The organism is Lonepinella sp. BR2474, from assembly GCF_051851555.1.
GTDB lineage: Bacteria > Pseudomonadota > Gammaproteobacteria > Enterobacterales > Pasteurellaceae > Lonepinella.
In genome coordinates, this window is sequence record NZ_JBPDVH010000001.1 from 282,566 (window position 1) to 304,840 (window position 22,275).

Sequence of the window (22,275 nt, forward strand, 5' to 3'; positions counted from 1 at the left end):
TAAACTTACGAGAATGTTATGGCGTTACTCATCACTGATAAATGCACGAATTGCGATATGTGTCTGCCGGAATGTCCGAATGATGCGATCTCTATTGGTGATGATATTTACGAAATCGATCCCAATCTTTGCACCGAATGTGTCGGACATTATGACACCCCAACGTGCCAAAAAGTTTGCCCAATCACGAAATGTATTATTCTCGATCCCGAGCATCTGGAAACCCAAGAAGAACTTTGGGAACGTTTTGTGTTAATTCATCATGCGGATAAATTGTAATCTATCGAGCCACCCATTTTGCTAACAGCACCCCAGTCGCCACTGCGACATTCAAGCCCGATTTTAGCGGATTGGCTAAACTTAAATTCACTTGTGTATCCTCTTTTGTTGCCCAACCGTTCGCTAACACAAACACGACTTTATCTTGTAACTTCAGGCTATTCACGCTTTGAGCCTGTTTTTCTTGGCTAATATGTACCACTTGATAACCAACTTGACGTAATTGTTGCAAAGCGGTTTCACCGTCATGGGCTTGTAAAATATGCACATATTCTAAACCGCCCTCGGCCACACGTGCGGTATTGGCATTGAGTAACATCTCAGGTTGACTGGTTACAATCCCTTTCACGCCATAGAATGCACAGGTTCGCAAAATGCCACCGAGATTTTGTGGATTATTCGCCACACCGTCTAACATCAATAAACAATCGGCTTTACGTGGTAAATCCACATAACCTGTCAAGGTAAAGGTGCGAGGTTTCTTCACCAACATACAAATGCCACCGTGATGTTCTGAACCACTGACTAATTCTAATTCGTCACGATCTACAATGTGATAGACTTTTTTATTACCGGCTAAATAACTGAGCATATCCCCGATTTTATGCGACATTTCCACCGTCGCCCAAACTCGAACAATGGTTTCAGGGCGTTGAGCGAACAAACTTAAACAAGCATTTTCCCCGAAGATTTTCATTTCTTCCGCCCGATTTTTCTTGATTTTTTCTGGGGCTCTCGGTGACAATGCACCTGTTTTCTTCTCTCTCGGTTTGTCACTCACACCAGTGGATTTCACCATCACTTTTACGCCACCTAACGTGGTTTCGGTAATTTGCGGTTCTAACACTGGTTGACGATAGGTCTGGCGTGTTGTACGAGCTGAACGGCGATCCGAATGTTCAGCAAACTCCCTGTTTTCATGTCGTGCTGGACTTTTGTTCGCAAAGTGCGGTTTATTTTTGGCAAATTTATCATGTCGTTCACGTCTATCGGCACGATCATCAAATTGACGTTCTTGTTTAAAGGCCGGTTTGAAACGTTTTTCATCGGACGCTGTCGAAAAAGTAGGTTGACTGAAAGAGGAAGATTTAGATTTGTTCATAATGTGGTCACTAATAAAGTAAGATTGTGGCTATTATAGCAAAAAAATGCTTTTTTCTACCCTATTCTCTGATAAATATTGTAAACTAACTCAATGAAACGGAATAAAACGAAGAAATATTATGTTTATTAATCGACGAAATAGAGCTAAACAGCATTTGGCACAACTCAATTATGTGCCACAACAAGCGGATAATATTGAATTTATTTCAGGGCCCAAGGCGTTTAAGCAAGCGATTATTGACTTAATCCGAACGGCCAAAACTCGCATTTATTTCACCGCACTTTACTGGCAATTAGATGAGGCTGGTGAAGAAATTTTAGCCGAAATTTACCAAGCCAAAGCCAAAAATCCGCATTTAGACGTGAAAATCTTTGTGGATTGGCATCGGGCTCAACGCAATTTAATTGGGGCCGAAAAAGGCAAAACCAATGCGGATTGGTATGCAGAACAGCGTGCGTTGCATCAAAATGATCCGATGTTTTTTGGGGTGCCGATTAATAATCGTGAAGTCTTTGGCGTATTACATATTAAAGGCTTTGTATTTGATGACATCATTTTATACAGCGGTGCCAGCATTAATAATGTGTATTTATATCAACAAGATAAATATCGTTACGACCGTTATCAAAAAATTAAAAATGCTCCTTTGGCAGACAGCTTAGTGCAATTTATGCAAACCTATTTAACCGCACCCGATGCGGTTTTCCCATTGGACGATAAACAACGCCCAACCACCAAAGAAATTAAGCATCACATTAAATCTTTCCGTCGTCACTTAATGACGCAAGGGGCTTATCAGGTAAAAGGTGCGGAGCCATTAGCCGATGAATTGTGTATCACGCCTTTATTTGGCTTAGGGGCCAGAGATAATTTGCTTAACCGAACCATCCAAGATTTATTTGTATTAGTGGAAGAAAAATTAACCATTTGTACGCCTTATTTTAACTTTCCACGCACTTTACAAATCAAAATTCGTGACCTGTTAAATGACGGTAAGCAAGTGGAAATTATTGTGGGAGATAAAACCGCCAACGATTTTTATATTCCGCCATCTGAACCCTTTAAAATGGCCGGAGGTTTGCCCTATTTATATGAAAAAAATCTCCGTTCGTTTTGTAAAAAATTTGAACATGAAATGAATAACGGCCACCTAACCGTTCGTCTTTGGAAAGATCAAGATCATAGTTATCATCTCAAAGGCATTTGGGTGGATCATCAATATATGTTATTAACCGGCAATAATTTAAACCCACGAGCTTGGCGACTTGATGCGGAAAATGGTTTATTTATTTCCGATCCAAAACAACAATTACAACCGAAAATACAACAAGAGTTAAGTGAAATTCGTCAATATACGCATATTGTGAAACATTATTCAGAACTGGATACGCTGGAACAATATCCTGCACCGGTTCAACGCTTGTTAAAACGTTTTTCTCGCATTAAAGCCGATAAATTAATTAAGATGATTTTATAGTTTGACGATAATATGAATAACCGTTTAAGAATAGCCACTCGACAAAGCCCATTGGCGTTATGGCAAGCCAATTATGTAAAAGATCGCTTGCAAGCCTTGTATCCAGATTTAACCATTGAACTGGTTAAAATGGTGACGAAAGGGGATGTCATTTTAGATACGCCACTGGCAAAAATTGGCGGAAAAGGCTTGTTTGTCAAAGAATTAGAACAGGCCTTATTAAATGGTGAGGCAGATATTGCGGTGCATTCCATGAAAGATGTCCCCATGCAATTTCCGACTGGCTTAGGGTTAAGCGTGATTTGCCAACGTGAAGATCCTCGAGATGCTTTTGTGTCTAATCACTATCCGAATTTAGCGGCCTTGCCAACAGGATCGGTTGTCGGTACCTCTAGTTTACGCCGTCAATGCCAGCTTAAGAATTTACGCCCCGATTTGCACATTCAGTCACTACGTGGCAATGTGGGGACCCGATTAAGCAAGTTAGATAATGGCGATTATGATGCGATTATTTTGGCTTCTGCGGGGTTAATTCGATTGGGTTTACAACAACGTATTACGGCCTATTTGGATATTAATTGTTCGCTCCCCGCAGCGGGGCAAGGAGCGGTAGGAATTGAATGCCGTATTGCTGATGAGCGAGTGCAACAATTGCTTGCCCCTTTGGCGGATCCTGAAACCACCGCTTGTGTATTAGCTGAACGTGCAATGAATAATCATTTACAAGGCGGTTGCCAAGTGCCGATTGCGGGGTTTGCGGTGATAGAAAACCATGAAGTTTATTTGCAAGCGTTAGTGGGTGCTTTAGACGGTTCAAAAATTATTCGGGCAAGCGGCAAAACTGCGGTGCAAAATGCCGAGATTTTAGGCGTGCAGATTGCTGAACAGCTTTTAGCCCAAGGGGCAGACAAGATTTTAGCTGAAATCTATCAGGATTAATGGTTATGGCAGTGTTGATTACTCGACCAGATGAGGCTGGCAAACAGTTAGCGGAGAAATTGAATAAAGCGGGAATCGCGAATATTCATTTGCCTTTTTTTTCCTTGTCCGCAGGCCGAGAGTTAAATGAATTACCCAACCGAATCAGCCAGTTAAATGCGGGAGATTATATTTTCTGTGTGTCGAAAAGTGCGGTGAAATTTGCCACAGAAACCTTGCAAGCCACGGGGTTTCACTGGCGTGAAGATTTACAGTATTTTGCCGTGGGACAAGGCACCGCAGAATATTTTGCGAGCCTAGCAGAAAGGGCGGTACACTATCCTTTTCAGCAAGAAAACAGCGAGGGCGTGTTAAGTTTAACAGCCATGCAGACATTGGCGGACAAAAATATCTTGATATTACGAGGCAATGGCGGACGGGAATATTTTGCCGAGCAAGCAAAATTACGTGGTGCCACGATTAATGTGGTAGAATGTTATCAACGCTTGCCAATTCAGTATCAGGCCGAGGTGCAAATTGACTTATGGAAACGTGCTGGCGTGCAATCTGTGATCGTCACCAGTACGGAAATTTTGCATTCTTTGGTTGACTTTGTGCCAGTGAGAGACCAAACTTGGTTAAAAAGTTGTCAACTTGTCACCATCAGTCGCCGTATTGCGAATTTAGCCATTGCTGTGGGTTGGCAACCCGAGAAGATTATTATTTCACCCAAAGCAGATAATGCCAGTTTGGTGGAAACCCTAACGTTATTAACAGCTTAATTTTAGAGAGAGAGTGGGTATGAGCAATAAAAAAGCAAATCAATCTGATGCGGTTGAAACACAAACTATTGTAGAAAAAGAGGTTGAAAACGTGAAACAAGCATTCACTGAAAAAGCAGATAAAAAAGCCAAAGTTGAGCCGGTGTTAAATAGCACGCAAGCCGACGCTAACAACGCTCAAACAAGTAAAAAAGACGAGAAACAAAGCGTGACAGCTGAGCCAACAACATCCGAGCCAGCCAAAAGCGAACCTGTGCAAACCGAAACGGTGGTGGTCAAAAAAGGCGGTTCAGCTATGGGGTTACTCGCCTTATTAGTTGCTTTAGGCCTAGGCGGTGCGGGTTATTATTTTGGTCAACTTGAAGTGGATAAAATTAACCAAAAAGTCACCGCACTTGAGCAAAAAATCTCAGGTGATGTAGTCACGACCGCCAATAATCGTCCCTCTCTCGCTGAAATGCCAAATTTTGAGCAAGAACGTGCACAACTGGAAAACGTTCTCGCCAGTTTAAAAGCCAACGATCAAAAATTGGCAAGCCTTGAACAAAGCCTGTCTGACAAAGACAACGCTTATTCTGCGTTAAAAGACCAAGTAAATAAATTGGCCAATAACAGTAATGCACAACCGAGTGAATGGTTACTCAGTGAGGCAGATTTCTTACTCACCAATGCGTTACGTAAATTGTTGTTAGATAACGATATTGATACCAGTATTGCGCTGTTAAAAGTGGCCGATGAAGTGCTGACCAAAGTGGACGATCCGCAAGTTAAACCGATTCGCACGGCCATTAATCAAGACTTAAAACAATTACTGTCCGTCAATAGTGTAGATCAAAATACCATCATGCAACGCTTATCGCAACTGGCCAACAATGTGGATGAGTTGGTGGTGGCTAATGTTAACTTTGGCGATGAGCAAAACCAAGATAGCAAAATCTCCGACGATGTGAATGACTGGGAGAAAAACATTGAAAAAAGTGCGACCTCGTTCTTGAATCACTTTATTCGTATCACCCCTCGGGCTGAAAATACCACGCAAGCCTTGCTTGCCCCGAATCAAGATATTTATTTACGTGAAAACATTCGCTTGCGTTTACAAATTGCCATTTTAGCCGTACCACGTCAGCAAAATGAGCTTTATAAACAATCACTTGAAACAGTGGCGGCGTGGATTCGTAGCTATTTTGATACCCATTCAGAAACCGCCACGACGTTCTTAAAATCCCTAGATGAATTGGCGGATCAATCTATTTATGTCGAGGTGCCAAATCAGTTAAGCAGTTTAACGGCGTTGGATAAATTACTCAATAAAACCCCACCAGAGGTGCAAAAAATTGAGATTTCTGCTGATAAAGCCTTAACAGAGTCAAATCAAGTGGCGGTAGAAGAAATGAAATCGGCAGAACAAAATACGCCACAAGAACCAGAAAAAGCGGCTGAAGCGTCCAGCGAAACACCGACAAATACGGATGAGAAACCCACCAATACGGAACAACAATAAGGAGCAATACAATGTTTAGAGTTTTATTCCTCATGCTTGTATTACTGGCAGGCTTAATTGCAGGACCTTATTTAGCCGGAAAACAGGGCTATGTGTTAATTCAAACGGCCAATACCAACTATGAATTATCCCTCGTCACCTTAGTGGTTTTCTTCGTGATTGCCATGGCGGTGGTCTATTTTATTGAATGGGCCGTACGTAAATTTTTCCGCTTAAGTAACAGTACCTACGGTTGGTTTTCACGCCGTAAACGGGTAAAAGCCCAAAAACAAACCCTACAAGGGTTAATCAAAATGGACGAGGGCAACTATTCCAAAGCGGAAAAATTAATTGGTAAAAATGCCAAACATTCTGATGAACCGATTTTGAATTTTATCAAAGCCGCTGAGGCAGCCCAACAACGGGGTGATGACTTCAATGCCAATAAATACTTAATGGAGGCCACAGAATTAGCGGGTCCAGATAATTTAGTGGTCGAGTTAGCCCGTACTCGTATTTTGTTATTACAACATAAACTGCCAGCCGCACGTAGCTCGGTGGATAGTTTGTTAGTGATGACGAACAAAAACCCTGAAGTCTTAAAACTGGCCATTGAGATTTATCAAAAATCTCAAGCATTTGAAGCACTTGATGAAATATTGCCAATGATTGAACGTAGTAGCATGTATTCTGCCCAAGAATTCACCGCACTTCAACAAGCAGTGGAAAATGGGTTATTGGATGAAATCATGAATGAAGACGGTGCAGATGGCTTACTTGCATGGTGGCAAGATCAACCACGTAAACGCCATAACGACAATTATGTGCGTATCGCCTTGATTCAACGTTTAATTGATTGTAACGATCATGAATCCGCCTATGAGTTAAGCGTCGAAACCTTGAAAAAATTGGACGCCGACAGCGAATTTAATCAACCGTTATATGCTCAAATTACTCGTTTACAAGCTACGGATAGCAGCAAGTTAGTGAAACTCTTGCAAAAACGAGTGAAAGGTGCGGACGAAAAAGCGGGCTGTTGTGCTTATCGTGCCTTGGGTTATTTGTATGTCCGTAATGCCGATTTTGCTAAAGCTGCTGAAGTATTTAAGAAAGTGGTGGCCAATAAGGACAATCTTGAGCCGAATGATATCACCATGGCAACCTATGTCTTTGAGCAAGTGGGCGAACAAGATCTGGCGAAACAGTTACGTGATGAAGTGTTAAAATCCGCCATGGCTATTGATACCTTGGTGACGGAAAATGCAGAGCCTGTCATTGAAAATACCGACACCTTGCTGCTAGAACAACGCTCGTAGTAAAGCGTTCATTCCCTTATCAGCCACTGATGTGCCGTGCTTTCGGATAACATCAGTGGCTGTTTTTTATTTACTTATTTAATCCCATCTGACCAATTTTTACGCCTAAATTGCCTAAGGCAACGGGGTCGAGATAATCTGCTAAGAATTTGAATAGCACATTTAAATCGGTAAAAGTGCGGTGAATTTTGACTTCGTTTTCGATTTTCCGAGTAAATTCATACTCAACCTGATCGTCCTGAATATGGGCGATAAGGGTAATATAAATGGTTTCAAAAAAATGGCTAGTCGCCCCCTCTTCGCCAGGATCGCTGATACGTACGTTTAATGTATTGGTAAATAAGGTTTCCGTAAATGCTGACATAATTGATTTCCTTGTTAATTAAATGGTGCGTAAAAATAAAAACCCGATAATAAAATCTCTTATCCAAGAAATCTTATTATCGGGCTTTTCAGTCCATTTCGTCGCATGTTTCGCTTTGCGTTGATAACTGCCTTTGCCTTTACGTTTTTTCTCCACTCGTTGGCGAAATAATCGATCATGTAATAACGCTTGAATCGCATTATCACGAATCACGCCTCGACCATGTTGGTAGGCCACACGACCTTGCATCTCTGTTTTATTTGTCATATTTTCCTCTCTTATTAATAAACTTGCTTATTATATATGTAATTCACACAAATTTTAACTTATAATCAAGAAAAAATTATGCAAGGAGCAGGCTATGATAGAAATGCTAAAAAATTGGTATACACGTCGATTTAGTGATCCGCAAGCCATGGGATTGGCGGCTATTTTATTATTTTGCTTTATCGCTATTTATTTTTTTAGCGACCTGATTGCCCCCTTGTTAATCGCTATCGTATTGTCTTACTTGTTGGAATTTCCCATTCAATTTCTATCCAACAAATTTGCCTTGCCTCGCATTCTGTCGATTATTCTGGTCTTAGGTAGCTTTATCACATTCGCCCTATTACTGGCGTTTGGTTTGCTCCCTAACTTGATTAACCAAACCCTGAATTTATTAAGCGATTTGCCGAATATGTTTAATAAACTGCATGAATGGGCAATGCAGTTACCCGAAACTCACCCCGAATTTGTAGATGCGCAAATGGTTGAGGGAATCTTTACGGCGACACGGAGCAAAATCCTTGCCTTTGGCGAAAGTGCGGTGAAATTTTCACTTTCTTCTATTGTGAATTTGGTCACCATCGGCATTTATGCGTTTTTAGTACCGCTGATGATGTTTTTTATGTTAAAAGATAAAAATACATTAATTCAATCCTTTACCCAATTTTTACCGCAAAACCGTCATCTTGCCAATAAAGTGTGGCAAGAAATGCAGTTACAAATTGCCAATTATATTCGTGGCAAACTGTTTGAAATTGCGATTGTCACCCTTGTAACCTATATTGTGTTTCTGTTCTTTGGCTTAAATTATCCGCTTTTGCTGTCCGTTGCGGTGGGTGTGTCTGTGTTAGTGCCTTATGTAGGGGCCGTGTTAGTCAGTGTGCCAGTAGCTTTGGTGGCGTTTTTCCAATTCGGCGATCATTCTACATTCTGGTATATTATCATTGCGTACGTCGTTAGCCAGTTACTTGACGGCAATTTACTGGTGCCATTTTTATTCTCAGAAGCCGTTAATTTACATCCTTTAACCATCATTGTCTCGGTGTTAATTTTTGGTGGATTATGGGGATTCTGGGGCGTGTTTTTTGCTATTCCGTTGGCCACCTTGGTCAAAGCGGTGATCAATGCGTGGCCATCCACCGAAGAATTGAATGTGATTGTAAAATAGATAAAAAAATAGCACGGTTATCCGTGCTATTTTGATATTCCATTGAATTATTTCACACGTGAAACGTATTCACCTGAACGGGTATCTACTTTGATCACTTCACCGATTTGAACGAATAAAGGCACTTTCACCACAGCGCCTGTGCTTAATGTGGCCGGTTTACCGCCTGTACCTGCGGTATCCCCTTTCAAACCTGGGTCAGTATCGACGATTTCTAATTCCACGAAGTTTGGTGGCGTCACAGAAATCGGTGTACCATTCCATAAAGTAATAATACAATCCGCTTGGTCGAGTAACCATTTTTCTGCATCACCCACCGCTTTTTCATCCGCAGAGTATTGCTCAAAGGTTTCTGGGTGCATAAAATACCAGAAATCTTCGTCTTTGTAAGAATAGGTTAAGTTTAAATCCATGACGTCAGCGGCTTCAACGGAAGTGCCTGATTTAAAGTTCACGTCTAAGACTTTACCTGAAATGAGTTTACGAATACGAGTACGAGTAAAGGCTTGCCCTTTTCCGGGTTTAACAAATTCATTTTCAACGATAACACAAGGCTCGCCGTCTTGCATAAATTTTAGACCTGGTTTAAAGTCTGTGGTAGTGTATGATGCCATATTTATCCTTAATTTAGATATAGAACGTTTTAAAGTGCGTATTTTAACCCAAAACCCCCTCATTAGAGAAGAACAAAAAGCAGAGAATTGGTTAGAAATTCTGGCAAATGCGGTTTCTGACCCTGAAAAATTGCTTAAAATACTGGATTTACCGCTAAATGCCTTTGAAAAAGATATTCAAGCACGCCGTTTATTTCCTATGCGTGTACCATTGCCTTTTGTGCAAAAAATGGAAAAAGGCAACCCGCAAGATCCGCTTTTTTTGCAAGTGATGACCGCCCAACAAGAATTTTTAGTGGAAGAGGGGTTTAGTAAAGATCCCCTTGAAGAACAGCAAACTGCCGCCCCCAATATTTTACATAAATACCATAACCGTTTGTTATTTATGATAAAAAATGGCTGTGCAGTTAACTGTCGTTATTGTTTCCGTCGCCATTTCCCATACGAGCAAAATAAAGGCAATAAAGCCAACTGGTTAAAAGCCTTAGACTATATTGCGGAAAATCCACAAATTGAGGAAATTATTTGGTCAGGTGGCGATCCCTTAATGGCCAAAGATCATGAAATAGACTGGCTGATAAAACAGCTCGAAAAAATACCGCACTTACAACGTTTGCGTATTCATACTCGTTTGCCCGTGGTGATTCCACAGCGCATTACGGACGAACTTTGCCAAATCTTGACCGAAAGTCGTTTTCAAACGGTGTTAGTCACCCATATTAATCACGCCAATGAAATAGATGATCGGTTTGCCCTCGCCATGACAGCATTAAAACAAGCGGGCGTCACCTTGTTAAATCAATCGGTATTATTAAAAGGCGTGAATGATGATGCGCATATTCTAAAAGCACTGAGTGATCGTTTATTTTCCGTAGGGATTCTGCCTTATTATTTGCATTTATTGGACAAAGTCGAGGGCGCAAGCCATTTTTATCTTTCTGATGAAAGTGCGGGGAAAATTTACAAAGATTTACAAAAAATCAGTTCTGGCTATTTAGTGCCGAAATTAGCTCGTGAAATTGCCCATGAACCCAATAAAACTTTATATGCCCCGTAGTTAATTCTAGGAAAATCACGAAAGATCCTTTAAAATAAGTAAAATTCGACCGCACTTTATTTAGGGTATAAAGTAAAGTGCAATTTTGTTTAGTATTTACTGAGGTAACATTGTGGAAAACACACCAAAAAATAATCCAAGTCAAAGTGAATTAGATTTGGGTACCAATCAAACTGATTCGATTTTGAGCAAAGTCACTGGCTTATTTAACAAAAAAGAGGGCGCCCAGCCGACACAATTTGCGGTGCGTAAAGAGCCAACATTCGGTAGCCAACCCACTGCGCCCCAAGCAACTGCAACACCGAGCCAGAATATCAATGCGAGCCCGAATGTTTCCGCTAGCATGGCACAAAATGTGACCCATTATTCTACCTCAAGTTCTTTCCAACAAGGTAACTACCTCAATACAACTCACACAGCACAGTCTGTCAGCAACGAAAACGGTCAAGAAAATGTCACAACGCCTGTTTCTAGCGTTACAGAGCCAACTCAACCGACCGCAGCAGAAACCGTTGTGGCGGAAACAACCGGTACAGTAGAAACCCCGACAGCAGAAAGCCCGACGGTTCCCCAAACGGATACACCAGAATCAGTTGAACAACCTGTTGTGGTACCTACATCAAGCAAAGCGAGCAATAAAAACCCTGAAAACTGGGCAATTATGCAGAAATTACCCACTAAACACCGTCGTTTATTTATTGCCATTGCAGGCGCCGTAGCCATTTTATTGGCGTTATTATGGTTAAAACCAAGTAATAATACCGTAGAAGAAATTCAAGCCAATAACAGTTCATCAACACCGATTGAATTCCAGTCGCTCAATCCAAATGAGCCACTACCAGAAACAACGGAAAATGTCACCATGGCAGATAACAACGCCACGGCTAACAGCACTGTCGCACCAGCAGAACAGGCTAATGTAAATCCGGCTCCACAAGCTACTGCTGAAACCACAACGGCAGCACCAACACAAGCCATTGCACCAACCACACCAGAAACGGCTGCAGCAGCTAGCCAACCTGTGAACAGTGCAACAGAACAGGCCAAAGCGGAACAAGCAAAATTGGCCGCAGAACAAGCACGTAAAGCTGAACAAGCCAAACTGGCAGCAGAACAAGCACGTAAAGCCGAACAAGCCAGACTGGCAGCGGAACAAGCTCGCAAAGCAGAACAGGCTAAAGTAGCCGCTCAACAAGCGCATAAAGCTGAAACCAAAACCACTGCGAGCAAAGCAAAAACAGCGCCAGTGGTTGATGCCAAACCAGCTAGCACCAGTAGCAGCGCCTCAAGCAATAAAGCAAGCAGTGCCAATACATCTGCTAGTAAAGCGACAAGTACAAACGCAACTTCTGGCACAAAAACCTTAGTCGTACCACAAGGGACATCCTTGTTCCAAGTGTTCCGTAGCAACGGTTTAGATATTCGTGATGCCAATGCCATGACCAAAGCTAACGGCGCAGGCAATGTATTAAGTAGCTTTAAAGCCAATGACAAAGTACAGGTTTCTGTCAGCCAAGGCCGTGTCAACAGCATGCGTTTATCGGATGGTTCTGTCTTTACACGTCAAGCAGACGGCACCTATAAATACAGCAAATAGGTTCACTATGTTAAAACGACTTTTATTACTCACCCTTATCGGCATCACGGCTTGCAATATGGAGGCTGGATTAGACAACAATAATCCGCCGCCTAAACCACGAGTGGTCTTAGACAAAACCACGCAAAAAGGTTCAGCAAGCCTATATAAATGTAAAGAGGATAAAGAAATAAAAGTCGTCCGTACCACGGAAAGCAGCAAAAACACCAAGAAAGTGAAAACCGATGAAATTCTTCTCACCTTTGAGGGCGTGACTGAAAAACTGACCGCCACACTTTACCAAACGGGGAAATTTTACACCAGTATTCACTGGCAATGGCTAGAAGAAACGAACAACAATAGCCTACGTACTAGTGTAGGCAAATTGTTAGCAGATGAATGTGTTGAGCAATAGGCTTAGGTAGAATATAAAAAAGTTGGTTTTTAACACCAACTTTTTTTATGGGAAAAGATTATTTCTGTTTCCCCGCCAAATACAACCACTCTGCCACTTGTTTAGCAAAATAGGTCAAAATCCCATCGGCGCCGGCCCGCTTAAAGCACAACAAGCCCTCCATGATACATTCTTTTTCTTTTAACCAACCATTTTCAATGGCAGCCAAGTGCATGGCATATTCGCCGGACACTTGATAGGCAAAGGTCGGCACACCAAATTGGTGTTTGACACGATAAACCATGTCTAAATACGGCATACCGGGTTTTACCATCACCATATCGGCTCCCTCTTGAATATCCAGTGCCACTTCTTGCAAGCCCTCATCACTGTTGGCAGGATCCACTTGATAGGTTTTCTTATCGCCACCTTTTAAGTTAGCCGATGAACCTACTGCATCACGGAAAGGGCCGTAATAATTGGATGCGTATTTTGCGGCATAGGCCATAATTAAGGTATTAATCAAGCAAGCATTTTCAAGTGCGGTGCGAATTTTGCCAATTCTGCCATCCATCATATCGCTTGGTGCCACAATATCTGCCCCCGCCTCGGCATGGGAAAGGGCTTGTTTAACCAGAACAGCACAGGTTTCTTCATTTAACACATAGCCGGAGTCATCAATAATGCCGTCTTGACCATGCACCGTATAAGGATCTAACGCCACATCCGTTAATACGCCTAATTCAGGATAAGCGGATTTTAAGGCTCGTACTGCACGTTGTACCAAACCGTTAGGGTTATAGCTTTCTTCTGCTAACAAGGATTTTTTATCTTGTTCAACCACTGGAAACAAGGCGATGACTGGCACGCCGTATTTGACTAACAAGCCTGCCTCGATCAGTAATTGGTCGATGGTTAATCGTTCCACTTTTGGCATAGACGGCACGGGTTCACGTCGGTTTTCACCCTCCATAATAAACACAGGATAGATCAAATCATCCACGGTTAATTTATTTTCCGCCATTAAACGGCGGCTAAAATCATGTTTACGCATACGGCGTAAACGGCGTTCAGGGTAACCTGTAAAAATTTGTATTGTCATTGTTTACTCCAAAACTTGTAAAATTCTTGATTTTTTTACCGCACTTTACCCTCACCCTAGCCCTCTCCCAAAGGGAGAGGGAATGTTAGGATTCAGTTTCGGCAGTATCTTCTTTTGGGCGGTAGAATCTGGCACAGATTACACCCACTTCAAACAGCAAACACATAGGAATGGCCAATAAGGTTTGGGAAAAAATATCGGGCGGTGTGAGCAACATGCCGACCACAAAAGCCGTCACGATAATATAAGGGCGTTTCGCTTTGAGATCTTCTGGCGTGGTGACGCCTGCCCAACAAAGTAAAATAATCGCCACAGGCACTTCAAAGCAGACCCCAAAGGCTAAAAATAGGGTCAGGACAAAATCTAAATAGCTGCTAATATCCGTTGCCATGGCAACGCCGTCAGGGGTGGTTTTGGTGAGAAAGCTAAATACCAAGGGGAACACCACATAATAGGCAAAGGCGACGCCCACATAAAATAATAACGTACTGGAAAATAACAACGGATAGACTAAGCGTTTTTCGTGGCTGTATAACGCTGGTGCCACAAATGCCCAAAGCTGATAAAGTAAAAAAGGCACCGAAATAAACACGGCTGAAAGTGCGGTTAATTTTATCGGAGTAAAAAACGGTGCGACCACATTGGTGGCAATCATGGTTGAGCCAGCAGGCATAGCATCCAATAAGGGGGTCGCAATTAAATGATAAATATCATTAGAAAAATAGACTAACGCCAGAAAAACCACGGCAACAAAAATGAATGAGCGTAATAAACGGTTACGTAATTCGATTAAATGTGAGATTAAAGGCTGTGTTTCTTCGACATTACTCATGATTTTTTCTCCTGTTGGCTAACAGGTTGAGCATCTTCAGCAGGGTGATATTGATCGATATATTGTGCCAACTGTTCGTCTAAAGACAATTCATGTTCAATATTTTCCGCCAGCTCGTCATCAACTGTTTCCGCATTATCAAGTGCGGTGGAATTTTCCGCTGTTTCCGATGTATTTTGTTGATTCGCTTGATAATTCTCGTTACGCACAATCTCAATTTGTTCTTGCAACGAATGATTGGCTACACTGGCTTGTTTATCCAACTCTGCTTTCATTTTTTCCGCAGATTGTTTCAAATCTTGCACAGTTTCCGCTAATTCAGGCGATAAAGCATTTAAATTTAAATGCTCGGCTTTTTTGATACTCTCTTGTAATTCTTGCAATTTTAATTCTTGAGCCAATTCATTTTGCACATTGGCCGCCAACCCTCGAATCATCCGTACCCATTTCATCACGGTACGAATGGCCACAGGCATACGTTGCGGCCCCAGTACCACTAAGCCCACAATAAAAATTAACAGTAACTCAGAAAAACCAATATCAAACACGGATTATGCCTGTTCTTTTTGCTTTGCCGTCTCTTCTGTTTTCACATTTTCGCCATTATCTAGAGATTTAAATTCCGCCTCTTTCGGTTCATCTGCCATGGCTTTTTTAAAACCTTTCACGGATTCGCCTAAATCAGAACCTAAGGTTCTTAATTTTTTTGTACCGAATAATAACACCACAATGGCCACAATAATGAGAAGTTGCCAAATGCTAATACCACCCATAAAATACCTCTTAATTTTCAATCATTCATGTTGCTGAATATACCCTTTTTCCGCCGCTTAAGCAATAGCTACAACAGGTTAAGCCGTAGCGTTTAGGTCACAGGATATGCTATAATTTTGCTTATTTTACGCATATTTACTCTAAATGGCAAAATCAAACTACATCACTCGCTCAGGCTGGAATGCCTTAGACAAAGAATTAAAGTATCTGTGGAAAGAAGAACGCCCAAAAGTTACGCAAGCCGTTTCGGAAGCAGCAGCCATGGGCGATCGCAGTGAAAACGCCGAATATATTTACGGTAAACGACGCTTACGTGAAATTGATCGGCGTGTACGATTTTTAATGAAACGGTTAGAAGTATTGCAAATTGTGGATTATCACCCCCAACAAGAGGGCAAAGTGTTTTTCGGTGCATGGGTGGAATTGGAAACAGAAAACGGCGAATTAAAACAATATCGTATTGTGGGTTGTGATGAATTTGATCCGGTTAAAAATTGGATCTCCATTGACTCCCCTGTGGCGCGAGCTTTGATTGGCAAACAGTTAGATGACGAAGTGCGTGTAAATACGCCATCGGGTAATATGCTGTTTTTTATCAATCGGATTTGGTATGAAAAAAGTTAACAATTTCTGGCTAGCGTTATATTCTTGTTTAAAAACTTATCAATAACATTTAGGAAAACGAGAGGAAATACCATGTCTAATTTAAATGTTGCTATCAATTTCAGAACAACGGATAGCCTTAAAGTGAATGCTTATAAGGTTATTAAAAATTATGGATTTACGCCATCTCAGGTATTCAATCTATTTTTAACCGAGATTGCGAATACAAAAACAATCCCCCTAAATTTAAGCTATTTGAAACCCAATGCTGAAACCTTAGGGGCGATGGAAGAAGTGAACAGTGGCAATATGAAATATCATCTTGTTGATGATAATGAGGCGACAAAATGCAAACAGCACATCTAAGAAACACCATGTATCTCAAACAAAGGCTATTTTTATCCTTGATGTACTCGGCTAAATAGCATATGATACTATACAAAATAGTGTGACAGACTGCTTTATGCAGACACTAGGTAACCTTTTTAAGGTCGAGGCAAAGCCGGTAATGACGTTCTGGATACTCAAATATTTTATTTGGGCGCCCCCACTTAGTGTGGGGTTTGTTATTTAGGGGACCTTGATAAAGGTTTTAGTTTTCACTGGCTTTTTTCGCTATTTTCCCAATGGATTTTAGACTTTCAAAATAGGCTTGTTCCACAGGCGACAAAGTTTTGACTTCATAAGCCCTAAATTCCAATTCCGCTTTTTGCTCGGCTTGTTCACGGCTAATTGAACCCTTATCTTGCAATACACCGTTACCATATATGGCAAGAAATCTGTCTAATTCTTCCACCCAATTTTGCATATACATTGGTGTATGTTCTATTGCCTTGATCTCAGCTAAATCAAAAAATGCGGAAACAAGGCGATTTAGGCGAAACAGTTCATCTTCGCTTAAATAATTTTTCGCCGTTTTGGCTTCACGCAAAGTGGGTTGTTTGCCGACAAAATTTGTTAAACCCATAAAATCTTTTTGGTGATCCGTGCGAAAGAAAATAATCTCTGCCGACGTTTGTCCACTGGTGGAATAATGTAATTTATTCTGCACGGTTTGAAAAAACACTTGCGTTTGTGAGCTACTCGGATCGTAATCCATTGCCGTGGCATATAAATCCAATACCTGACGGTACAGCATTTTTTCACTGGAACGAATATCCCGAATACGGTTGAGTAAATCTTTCCAATAATTGCCACCACCGTTGTTTTTCAGACGTTCATCATCCATAGTGAAACCTTTCACTAAGTATTCATTTAGACGCTCGGTTGCCCATTGCCGAAATCTTGTGCCTTGCGTGGAACGTACACGGTAGCCTACGGCAATAATCATTTCTAGATTGTAATATTTCACCGCTTTGGTTTGCGTTTTCCCTGCCATGGCACCGTGTTGAGTGGTAGTAAACTGTAAGTTGACAACCACTTCTTCATCAAGCTCGCCACTGTCAAAAATCGCTTTAATATGTTTGCTAATATTTTGCTTGGTGGTTTGGTAAAGCTGTGCCATATCTGCCTGACTAAGCCACAAATTGCCATTATCCAAATGCACTTCTAATGCTGGTTTATCTTGGCTGTTTTGATATAAAACCACTTCACCCTTGGCTGTTTGATCGTTCATTTCACACATTCTCTTTATTTAATATGCTGTATAAATTACCACACTCCATTGTCATTATCAACAATATTTTGAAAATGAATTCCTTGCGAACACATCGGTCCGTTTAAATGACAATTAGACACGACCTAGCGATAACGAAAAAGGGCGAACATCTGTTCGCCCTTTATATTCAATACATTATACCGTTAAATCGACCACAACAAGATCGCCAATAACTGCGGTGAAATTATCCGTAAAAACATGGTTAATGGATAAACCGTGGCATAGGCCAACGGTGCGGCACCGTGATCTTCTTTAATTGCATTGGCAAAGGCCAAAGCGGGAGGATCCGTCATGGAACCGGCAAGCAAACCACAGATAGAAAGATAATTCAGTTTGGCATACAAGCGTGCAATAATGCCGACTAGCACCAACGGTACAAAGGTAATTAAGATACCATATCCCATCCATTCTAGGCCATTCCCCTCGGTTAAGGTGCTAACGAAATTGCCCCCCGATTTTAAGCCGACCACCGACAAGAACAACACGATCCCGATTTCACGTAACGCCATATTGGCACTCGGTGGCATAAACCAGTAGAGTTTGCCGATAGAACCAATTCGAGCCAAAATTAACGCCACCACTAATGGGCCACCAGCTAAACCGAGTTTTAACGCCACAGGGAAACCTGGAATATGGAATGGAATGGATCCCACCAATACCCCTAAACCGATACCGATAAACACCGGTAACATTTGCACATGTTGCAGTTTAGATTGCATGTTACCGAGATCAGACATCACTTTACCAATCACGTCATCACCACCGACAACATGCACCACGTCACCAAATTGCAACGTTGTGTTAGCGGTTGGCACAAGTTCGATCCCTGAACGGTTTAAACGAGAAATCACCACGCCGTATTTTTGATGATAAGCAAGGGTACGAATACTTTTCCCTAACACTTTTTCATTGGTAATCACCACACGTTCAGAGCGTAAGTTGCCTTTAATGGTTGAGGCCTCAATATCCACTAACTCGCCCATAATTAACCGCACTTTGTTTAAGGCTCGGCCCTCACCCACTAAATGCAACACATCATCTAAGTGAATTTCCGTTTCGCCTTTTGGCACCACGATTTCTTCGCCACGTTTTAAGCGAGTACAAAGCACCGCTTGCCCCTCAAAACCGGGGATTTCTTTAAGCAATAAACCGTGTAAATTCGGGTTGGTCACTTTCAGATTGGCTTTTTCTAACGCCTCTTTGTCTTTGCCGGTTTCTCGATTAAAGGCCTCCGCCTCCTCCTCCACTTTAATACGGAAGAATAAACGAATTAACCACATGCTTAACAAAATACCGCAGATCCCGAACGGATAGGCCATGGCATAAGACATCCCCATTTTTTCGGTGATGTTGGTCATGCCTAACTCCACCAGAATTTGCTGTCCTGCCCCGAGAGATGGCGTATTCGTCACCGCCCCCGAATAGATCCCGAGCAACACTTCCAATGGCACGTCGGCGAGATGATAAACCCCCACCACCGTTAATGAACCTAACAACACAATTAATGCGGCCAAACCATTAAGTTTCATGCCCGATTCACGCAAAGAGGCAAAAAAGCCGGGGCCTACTTGAATACCAATGGTATAAACAAACAGAATCAAACCAAACTCTTGCACAAAATGCAAGGTATGCGGATCCAACATTAACCCGTTTTGATGGGTGAAATGGGAAACAATAATACCGCCGAATAACACACCGCCGATACCCAGTCCCACACCTTTAATTTTCCAATGACCAATCCATAACCCCACTACCGCCACAAGCGAAAGCAGGCTTATCGTGATCGCAATATCAGACATAACGCCCCCTAAATTAAAATTAACTGGCCACAATTATAATGTAAGCCACACAAGATAAAATAAGCAAAATGAAAAAATTTGACGTTTATCACATTTTTCCTTGCTAAATTGCATTATTTGCTGAAAAATAACGCATTATTTTAACATTTATTGCTGAATTATTATATGGATTATACCCAAGAATTAATCACCTCGCTATTTTGGATCTTAAAAGCCATTGGGATCACGGCGATTGTTTTCACTGCTGTACTCTGGTTTTTAGTCAAAACCACCCATTGGGGACAACAATTTTGGTCATTGGCGAAAGATTATCTGTCGCCCAAACGCAGTGTTAAACCGCTGATTTACTTTATTGTGATTGTGTTTTTTAACCTGTTTTCCGTCCGCTTAGATATTCTGTTTTCCGAATGGTACAAGGCCATGTATGACGCCTTGCAAAATAGTAATGAAAACATTTTCTGGATTCAAATGGTGGTGTTCTCCGTGTTGGCCACCATTAACATCAGCAATGTGTTATTGCTTTATTATCTCGGGCAACGTTTCACCATTCAATGGCGAACCGAACTCAACCAAGAAATGGTGGATAAATGGCTCGGTGAACAGGCCTATTACAAAACACAATATATTTATAATCAACTAGATAACCCCGATCAACGGATCCAACAAGATATTCAATCCTATGTGTCTAGCTCCTTAAGTTTTGCCACCGGCGTGATTTCTTCCGTGGTATCTATTGTGGCCTTTACCCAAATTTTATGGAATCTGTCCGGCCCAATGGACGTGGGATCCTTTACCATACCGCACGCCATGGTGTTTCTGGTATTTATTTATGTGCTCGTCACCAGTGTGTTTGCGTTCCGTATTGGACGACCGTTAATTCAGTTAAATTTTGCTAACGAACGCTTAAATGCGAACTACCGTTACTCACTGATTCGGATTAAAGAATATGCCGAAAGCATTGCCTTTTTCCGTGGCGAAAAAATGGAACGCAATATCCTATTTAAACAGTTTGATAAAGTGATTGGCAACGTGTGGAAAATGGTTCACATGACCTTAAAACTATCCGGCTTTAACTTAATGGTATCGCAAGTATCCGTGGTGTTTCCGTTTATTATTCAAGCCAGCCGATTCTTTAGTAAACAAATTCAATTAGGCGATTTAATTCAAACCTCGCAATCCTTTGGCCGTGTCCAATCGGCGTTATCTTATTTCCGTAACGCTTATGATGAATTTGCTAGCTATCGAGCCGTGTTAGATCGTTTAACCGGTTTCCATTCCGCCATTGATCAGGCCAATCAACCGAATGAAGTACGCTTACATCACACCGAAAGTGCGGTGCGTTTTGAGCAAGTTTCAGTGAAAAAACCAACGGGCGAAACCCTCATTGCGGATTTAACCTTCGATCTGCCACAAGGTTCATCACTGTTAATAAAAGGTCCATCGGGAGCGGGTAAAACCACCTTATTACGTACTATTGCTGGCTTATGGTCGCATGCCAACGGCGATATTTATTTACCCCAACAGAACGCTCTGTTCTTACCGCAAAAACCGTATTTACCACAAGGGCGTTTAATTGATGCGTTATTTTATCCCAATCTTGCCCCTGATAATGTGGATTTCGCCCAAGCGGCAGATACCATGCGAGCGGTGCAACTTGGCCATTTAAGTGATAAATTGGAACAAGAAAATGACTGGACAAGGGTGCTTTCACTGGGTGAACAGCAGCGATTAGCATTCGCTCGGTTATTGATTACCCAACCGCAAATTGCGTTCTTAGATGAAGCCTCCGCCAGTATGGATGAGGGATTAGAAGATGCCATGTATCGTTTATTACATGAACGTTTGCCTCACACCACGATTATCAGTGTGGGACACCGCTCAACCTTGAATGTACATCATCAACAACAATTGGAAATTGATCCGGTTAATCATGCTTGGCAGTTAATGGTAGGACATTAAATGAAAAAAACCTTGTTTATTGCCGATTTACATTTAAGCGAAAATCGCCCCGATTTAACCGCACTTTTTGTGGATTTTATGCAACAGCAAGCCCCAAAAGCCGAGGCGTTATATATTCTGGGCGACCTGTTCGATTTTTGGATTGGCGATGATGAACGTTCAGATTTAATTCGCTTAGTGCAAAACCACATTCGAGCGATGACACAACAAGGTATTCCCTGCTATTTTATCTGCGGTAATCGAGACTTTTTGCTCGGGCAACAATTTGCCAAAACTTGCGGATTACAGCGTTTGCCTGATTATCAAGTAATTGATTTATATGGCACGCAAACCCTAATTTGTCACGGTGATACCCTGTGTATTGATGATGAAAAATACCAACAGTTCCGCCGTAAAGTCCATCAAAAATGGCGACAACGTTTGTTTTTATGCTTACCCTTAAAACTGCGGTTAAAAATTGCTGAGAATATTCGTGCTAAAAGCAAAGCGGATAAGCAACAAAAGCCTGTTGAGATTATGGACGTAAACCCGGAATTTACCTTGCAAATCATGCAACAATTTGCGGTGACAAGATTAATTCATGGACATACCCATAAGCAACATATTCATCAAATCACACCGCAGTATGAGCGAATTGTGTTAGGGGATTGGGACAAAACGGCCTCCGTGTTAGAAGTGAATGAGCTTGGGGTGAGGTTTATTTAGTAAATTCAATAAAACCGATCCTTGCGTCTATTATAATAATTGGAGGG

The 22,275-nt window shown here is 41.7% G+C and carries 24 protein-coding genes; 14 read left to right on the top strand and 10 right to left on the bottom strand.

Features of this window, described 5'->3' with window-relative positions; genetic code table 11:
* The first annotated feature begins 18 nt into the window (after positions 1-18).
* Entirely contained in the window at positions 19-279 is a 261-nt protein-coding gene (locus tag ACTG7Q_RS01420; RefSeq protein WP_439240090.1) for a YfhL family 4Fe-4S dicluster ferredoxin, read from the top strand.
* 1 nt (position 280) lies between these two features.
* On the opposite strand, the gene ACTG7Q_RS01425 is transcribed toward ACTG7Q_RS01420, so the two are convergent.
* Positions 281-1,381 carry a TrmH family RNA methyltransferase gene (locus ACTG7Q_RS01425; RefSeq protein WP_439240092.1) on the bottom strand — a complete coding sequence of 367 codons (1,101 nt, stop codon included), beginning with the start codon at positions 1,379-1,381 and terminating at the stop codon, positions 281-283.
* Positions 1,382-1,502: 121 nt separating this feature from the next.
* Here ACTG7Q_RS01425 and pssA point away from each other — a divergent pair, with 121 nt between their 5' ends.
* From pssA to ACTG7Q_RS01450, 5 genes are read left to right on the top strand one after another with little or no spacing between them, the layout of a single operon-like run.
* Positions 1,503-2,861, top strand: a complete 1,359-nt coding sequence (gene pssA, locus ACTG7Q_RS01430) for a CDP-diacylglycerol--serine O-phosphatidyltransferase (protein WP_439240094.1) — start codon at positions 1,503-1,505, stop codon at positions 2,859-2,861.
* 12 nt (positions 2,862-2,873) lie between these two features.
* Positions 2,874-3,800 carry a hydroxymethylbilane synthase gene (gene hemC / locus ACTG7Q_RS01435; protein ID WP_439240096.1) on the top strand — a complete coding sequence of 309 codons (927 nt, stop codon included), beginning with the start codon at positions 2,874-2,876 and terminating at the stop codon, positions 3,798-3,800.
* Between the two features lie 5 nt (positions 3,801-3,805).
* A complete protein-coding gene (locus ACTG7Q_RS01440; protein ID WP_439240098.1) occupies positions 3,806-4,561 on the top strand; it encodes a uroporphyrinogen-III synthase in 756 nt (251 codons plus the stop codon).
* Positions 4,562-4,580: 19 nt separating this feature from the next.
* Positions 4,581-6,062 (top strand): uroporphyrinogen-III C-methyltransferase, encoded by a 1,482-nt coding sequence (locus ACTG7Q_RS01445; protein ID WP_439240100.1) that lies wholly within the window; start codon positions 4,581-4,583, stop codon positions 6,060-6,062.
* 11 nt (positions 6,063-6,073) lie between these two features.
* Positions 6,074-7,357, top strand: coding sequence for a heme biosynthesis HemY N-terminal domain-containing protein (locus tag ACTG7Q_RS01450; protein ID WP_439240102.1), 1,284 nt, complete (start codon positions 6,074-6,076; stop codon positions 7,355-7,357).
* A gap of 70 nt (positions 7,358-7,427) precedes the next feature.
* Here the strand turns inward: ACTG7Q_RS01450 and ACTG7Q_RS01455 are convergent, their stop codons facing one another.
* Positions 7,428-7,721 (bottom strand): DUF5377 family protein, encoded by a 294-nt coding sequence (locus ACTG7Q_RS01455; RefSeq protein ID WP_439240105.1) that lies wholly within the window; start codon positions 7,719-7,721, stop codon positions 7,428-7,430.
* Positions 7,722-7,739: 18 nt separating this feature from the next.
* A complete protein-coding gene (locus ACTG7Q_RS01460) occupies positions 7,740-7,988 on the bottom strand; it encodes an alternative ribosome-rescue factor A (RefSeq protein WP_439240107.1) in 249 nt (82 codons plus the stop codon).
* A 94-nt stretch (positions 7,989-8,082) separates the two neighbouring features.
* On the opposite strand from ACTG7Q_RS01460, the gene ACTG7Q_RS01465 reads away from it, so the two are divergent.
* Positions 8,083-9,156 carry an AI-2E family transporter gene (locus ACTG7Q_RS01465; RefSeq protein WP_439240109.1) on the top strand — a complete coding sequence of 358 codons (1,074 nt, stop codon included), beginning with the start codon at positions 8,083-8,085 and terminating at the stop codon, positions 9,154-9,156.
* Positions 9,157-9,203: 47 nt separating this feature from the next.
* Here ACTG7Q_RS01465 and efp read toward each other — a convergent pair whose 3' ends face one another.
* The gene (gene efp, locus ACTG7Q_RS01470; protein ID WP_132300040.1) at positions 9,204-9,770 is read right to left on the bottom strand and encodes an elongation factor P; all 567 of its coding nucleotides are present in this window, start codon (positions 9,768-9,770) and stop codon (positions 9,204-9,206) included.
* A gap of 34 nt (positions 9,771-9,804) precedes the next feature.
* Between efp and epmB the strand changes: the two genes are divergently transcribed.
* From epmB to ACTG7Q_RS01485, 3 genes are all read left to right on the top strand, one after another.
* On the top strand, positions 9,805-10,827 hold the full coding sequence (epmB, locus tag ACTG7Q_RS01475) for an EF-P beta-lysylation protein EpmB (protein ID WP_439240111.1): 1,023 nt from the start codon (positions 9,805-9,807) through the stop codon (positions 10,825-10,827).
* A gap of 112 nt (positions 10,828-10,939) precedes the next feature.
* Positions 10,940-12,424 (top strand): LysM-like peptidoglycan-binding domain-containing protein, encoded by a 1,485-nt coding sequence (locus ACTG7Q_RS01480; RefSeq protein ID WP_439240113.1) that lies wholly within the window; start codon positions 10,940-10,942, stop codon positions 12,422-12,424.
* 7 nt (positions 12,425-12,431) lie between these two features.
* Positions 12,432-12,818, top strand: a complete 387-nt coding sequence (locus tag ACTG7Q_RS01485) for an MliC family protein (RefSeq protein WP_439240115.1) — start codon at positions 12,432-12,434, stop codon at positions 12,816-12,818.
* 58 nt (positions 12,819-12,876) lie between these two features.
* On the opposite strand, the gene hemB is transcribed toward ACTG7Q_RS01485, so the two are convergent.
* The 4 genes from hemB to tatA form a co-directional block, all read right to left on the bottom strand.
* Positions 12,877-13,899, bottom strand: coding sequence for a porphobilinogen synthase (gene hemB, locus ACTG7Q_RS01490; RefSeq protein ID WP_439240117.1), 1,023 nt, complete (start codon positions 13,897-13,899; stop codon positions 12,877-12,879).
* A gap of 85 nt (positions 13,900-13,984) precedes the next feature.
* Positions 13,985-14,731, bottom strand: a complete 747-nt coding sequence (gene tatC, locus ACTG7Q_RS01495; protein ID WP_439240119.1) for a twin-arginine translocase subunit TatC — start codon at positions 14,729-14,731, stop codon at positions 13,985-13,987.
* On the bottom strand, positions 14,728-15,279 hold the full coding sequence (gene tatB, locus ACTG7Q_RS01500) for a Sec-independent protein translocase protein TatB (protein ID WP_439240121.1): 552 nt from the start codon (positions 15,277-15,279) through the stop codon (positions 14,728-14,730). The genes tatC and tatB overlap by 4 nt, the downstream gene beginning before the upstream one ends.
* A gap of 3 nt (positions 15,280-15,282) precedes the next feature.
* On the bottom strand, positions 15,283-15,504 hold the full coding sequence (gene tatA, locus ACTG7Q_RS01505; RefSeq protein ID WP_439240124.1) for a Sec-independent protein translocase subunit TatA: 222 nt from the start codon (positions 15,502-15,504) through the stop codon (positions 15,283-15,285).
* A 145-nt stretch (positions 15,505-15,649) separates the two neighbouring features.
* On the opposite strand from tatA, the gene greB reads away from it, so the two are divergent.
* Positions 15,650-16,129, top strand: coding sequence for a transcription elongation factor GreB (greB, locus tag ACTG7Q_RS01510; RefSeq protein WP_439240126.1), 480 nt, complete (start codon positions 15,650-15,652; stop codon positions 16,127-16,129).
* A gap of 72 nt (positions 16,130-16,201) precedes the next feature.
* Positions 16,202-16,474, top strand: a complete 273-nt coding sequence (locus ACTG7Q_RS01515) for a type II toxin-antitoxin system RelB/DinJ family antitoxin (protein WP_439240128.1) — start codon at positions 16,202-16,204, stop codon at positions 16,472-16,474.
* A 226-nt stretch (positions 16,475-16,700) separates the two neighbouring features.
* Here ACTG7Q_RS01515 and ACTG7Q_RS01520 read toward each other — a convergent pair whose 3' ends face one another.
* Both ACTG7Q_RS01520 and ACTG7Q_RS01525 read right to left on the bottom strand, forming a co-directional pair.
* Entirely contained in the window at positions 16,701-17,723 is a 1,023-nt protein-coding gene (locus tag ACTG7Q_RS01520; protein ID WP_439240130.1) for a virulence RhuM family protein, read from the bottom strand.
* 185 nt (positions 17,724-17,908) lie between these two features.
* Positions 17,909-19,564, bottom strand: a complete 1,656-nt coding sequence (locus tag ACTG7Q_RS01525) for a putative transporter (RefSeq protein WP_439240132.1) — start codon at positions 19,562-19,564, stop codon at positions 17,909-17,911.
* 165 nt (positions 19,565-19,729) lie between these two features.
* Here ACTG7Q_RS01525 and ACTG7Q_RS01530 point away from each other — a divergent pair, with 165 nt between their 5' ends.
* Both ACTG7Q_RS01530 and lpxH read left to right on the top strand, forming a co-directional pair.
* Entirely contained in the window at positions 19,730-21,523 is a 1,794-nt protein-coding gene (locus ACTG7Q_RS01530) for an ABC transporter ATP-binding protein/permease (protein ID WP_439240134.1), read from the top strand.
* Positions 21,524-22,228 (top strand): UDP-2,3-diacylglucosamine diphosphatase, encoded by a 705-nt coding sequence (gene lpxH, locus ACTG7Q_RS01535; protein WP_439240136.1) that lies wholly within the window; start codon positions 21,524-21,526, stop codon positions 22,226-22,228. It begins immediately after the preceding gene.
* The last annotated feature ends 47 nt before the right edge of the window (positions 22,229-22,275 follow it).

Excerpts from the sequence above, each read along its gene's own strand:
- ACTG7Q_RS01420 (WP_439240090.1), top strand. The coding sequence starts at position 19 with ATGGCGTTACTCATCACTGATAAATGCACGAATTGCGATATGTGTCTG.
- ACTG7Q_RS01425 (WP_439240092.1), bottom strand. The coding sequence starts at position 1,381 with ATGAACAAATCTAAATCTTCCTCTTTCAGTCAACCTACTTTTTCGACA.
- pssA (WP_439240094.1), top strand. The coding sequence starts at position 1,503 with ATGTTTATTAATCGACGAAATAGAGCTAAACAGCATTTGGCACAACTC.
- hemC (WP_439240096.1), top strand. The coding sequence starts at position 2,874 with ATGAATAACCGTTTAAGAATAGCCACTCGACAAAGCCCATTGGCGTTA.
- ACTG7Q_RS01440 (WP_439240098.1), top strand. The coding sequence starts at position 3,806 with ATGGCAGTGTTGATTACTCGACCAGATGAGGCTGGCAAACAGTTAGCG.
- ACTG7Q_RS01445 (WP_439240100.1), top strand. The coding sequence starts at position 4,581 with ATGAGCAATAAAAAAGCAAATCAATCTGATGCGGTTGAAACACAAACT.
- ACTG7Q_RS01450 (WP_439240102.1), top strand. The coding sequence starts at position 6,074 with ATGTTTAGAGTTTTATTCCTCATGCTTGTATTACTGGCAGGCTTAATT.
- ACTG7Q_RS01455 (WP_439240105.1), bottom strand. The coding sequence starts at position 7,721 with ATGTCAGCATTTACGGAAACCTTATTTACCAATACATTAAACGTACGT.
- ACTG7Q_RS01460 (WP_439240107.1), bottom strand. The coding sequence starts at position 7,988 with ATGACAAATAAAACAGAGATGCAAGGTCGTGTGGCCTACCAACATGGT.
- ACTG7Q_RS01465 (WP_439240109.1), top strand. The coding sequence starts at position 8,083 with ATGATAGAAATGCTAAAAAATTGGTATACACGTCGATTTAGTGATCCG.
- efp (WP_132300040.1), bottom strand. The coding sequence starts at position 9,770 with ATGGCATCATACACTACCACAGACTTTAAACCAGGTCTAAAATTTATG.
- ACTG7Q_RS01485 (WP_439240115.1), top strand. The coding sequence starts at position 12,432 with ATGTTAAAACGACTTTTATTACTCACCCTTATCGGCATCACGGCTTGC.
- hemB (WP_439240117.1), bottom strand. The coding sequence starts at position 13,899 with ATGACAATACAAATTTTTACAGGTTACCCTGAACGCCGTTTACGCCGT.
- tatC (WP_439240119.1), bottom strand. The coding sequence starts at position 14,731 with ATGAGTAATGTCGAAGAAACACAGCCTTTAATCTCACATTTAATCGAA.
- tatA (WP_439240124.1), bottom strand. The coding sequence starts at position 15,504 with ATGGGTGGTATTAGCATTTGGCAACTTCTCATTATTGTGGCCATTGTG.
- greB (WP_439240126.1), top strand. The coding sequence starts at position 15,650 with ATGGCAAAATCAAACTACATCACTCGCTCAGGCTGGAATGCCTTAGAC.
- ACTG7Q_RS01515 (WP_439240128.1), top strand. The coding sequence starts at position 16,202 with ATGTCTAATTTAAATGTTGCTATCAATTTCAGAACAACGGATAGCCTT.
- ACTG7Q_RS01520 (WP_439240130.1), bottom strand. The coding sequence starts at position 17,723 with ATGAACGATCAAACAGCCAAGGGTGAAGTGGTTTTATATCAAAACAGC.
- ACTG7Q_RS01525 (WP_439240132.1), bottom strand. The coding sequence starts at position 19,564 with ATGTCTGATATTGCGATCACGATAAGCCTGCTTTCGCTTGTGGCGGTA.
- ACTG7Q_RS01530 (WP_439240134.1), top strand. The coding sequence starts at position 19,730 with ATGGATTATACCCAAGAATTAATCACCTCGCTATTTTGGATCTTAAAA.
- lpxH (WP_439240136.1), top strand. The coding sequence starts at position 21,524 with ATGAAAAAAACCTTGTTTATTGCCGATTTACATTTAAGCGAAAATCGC.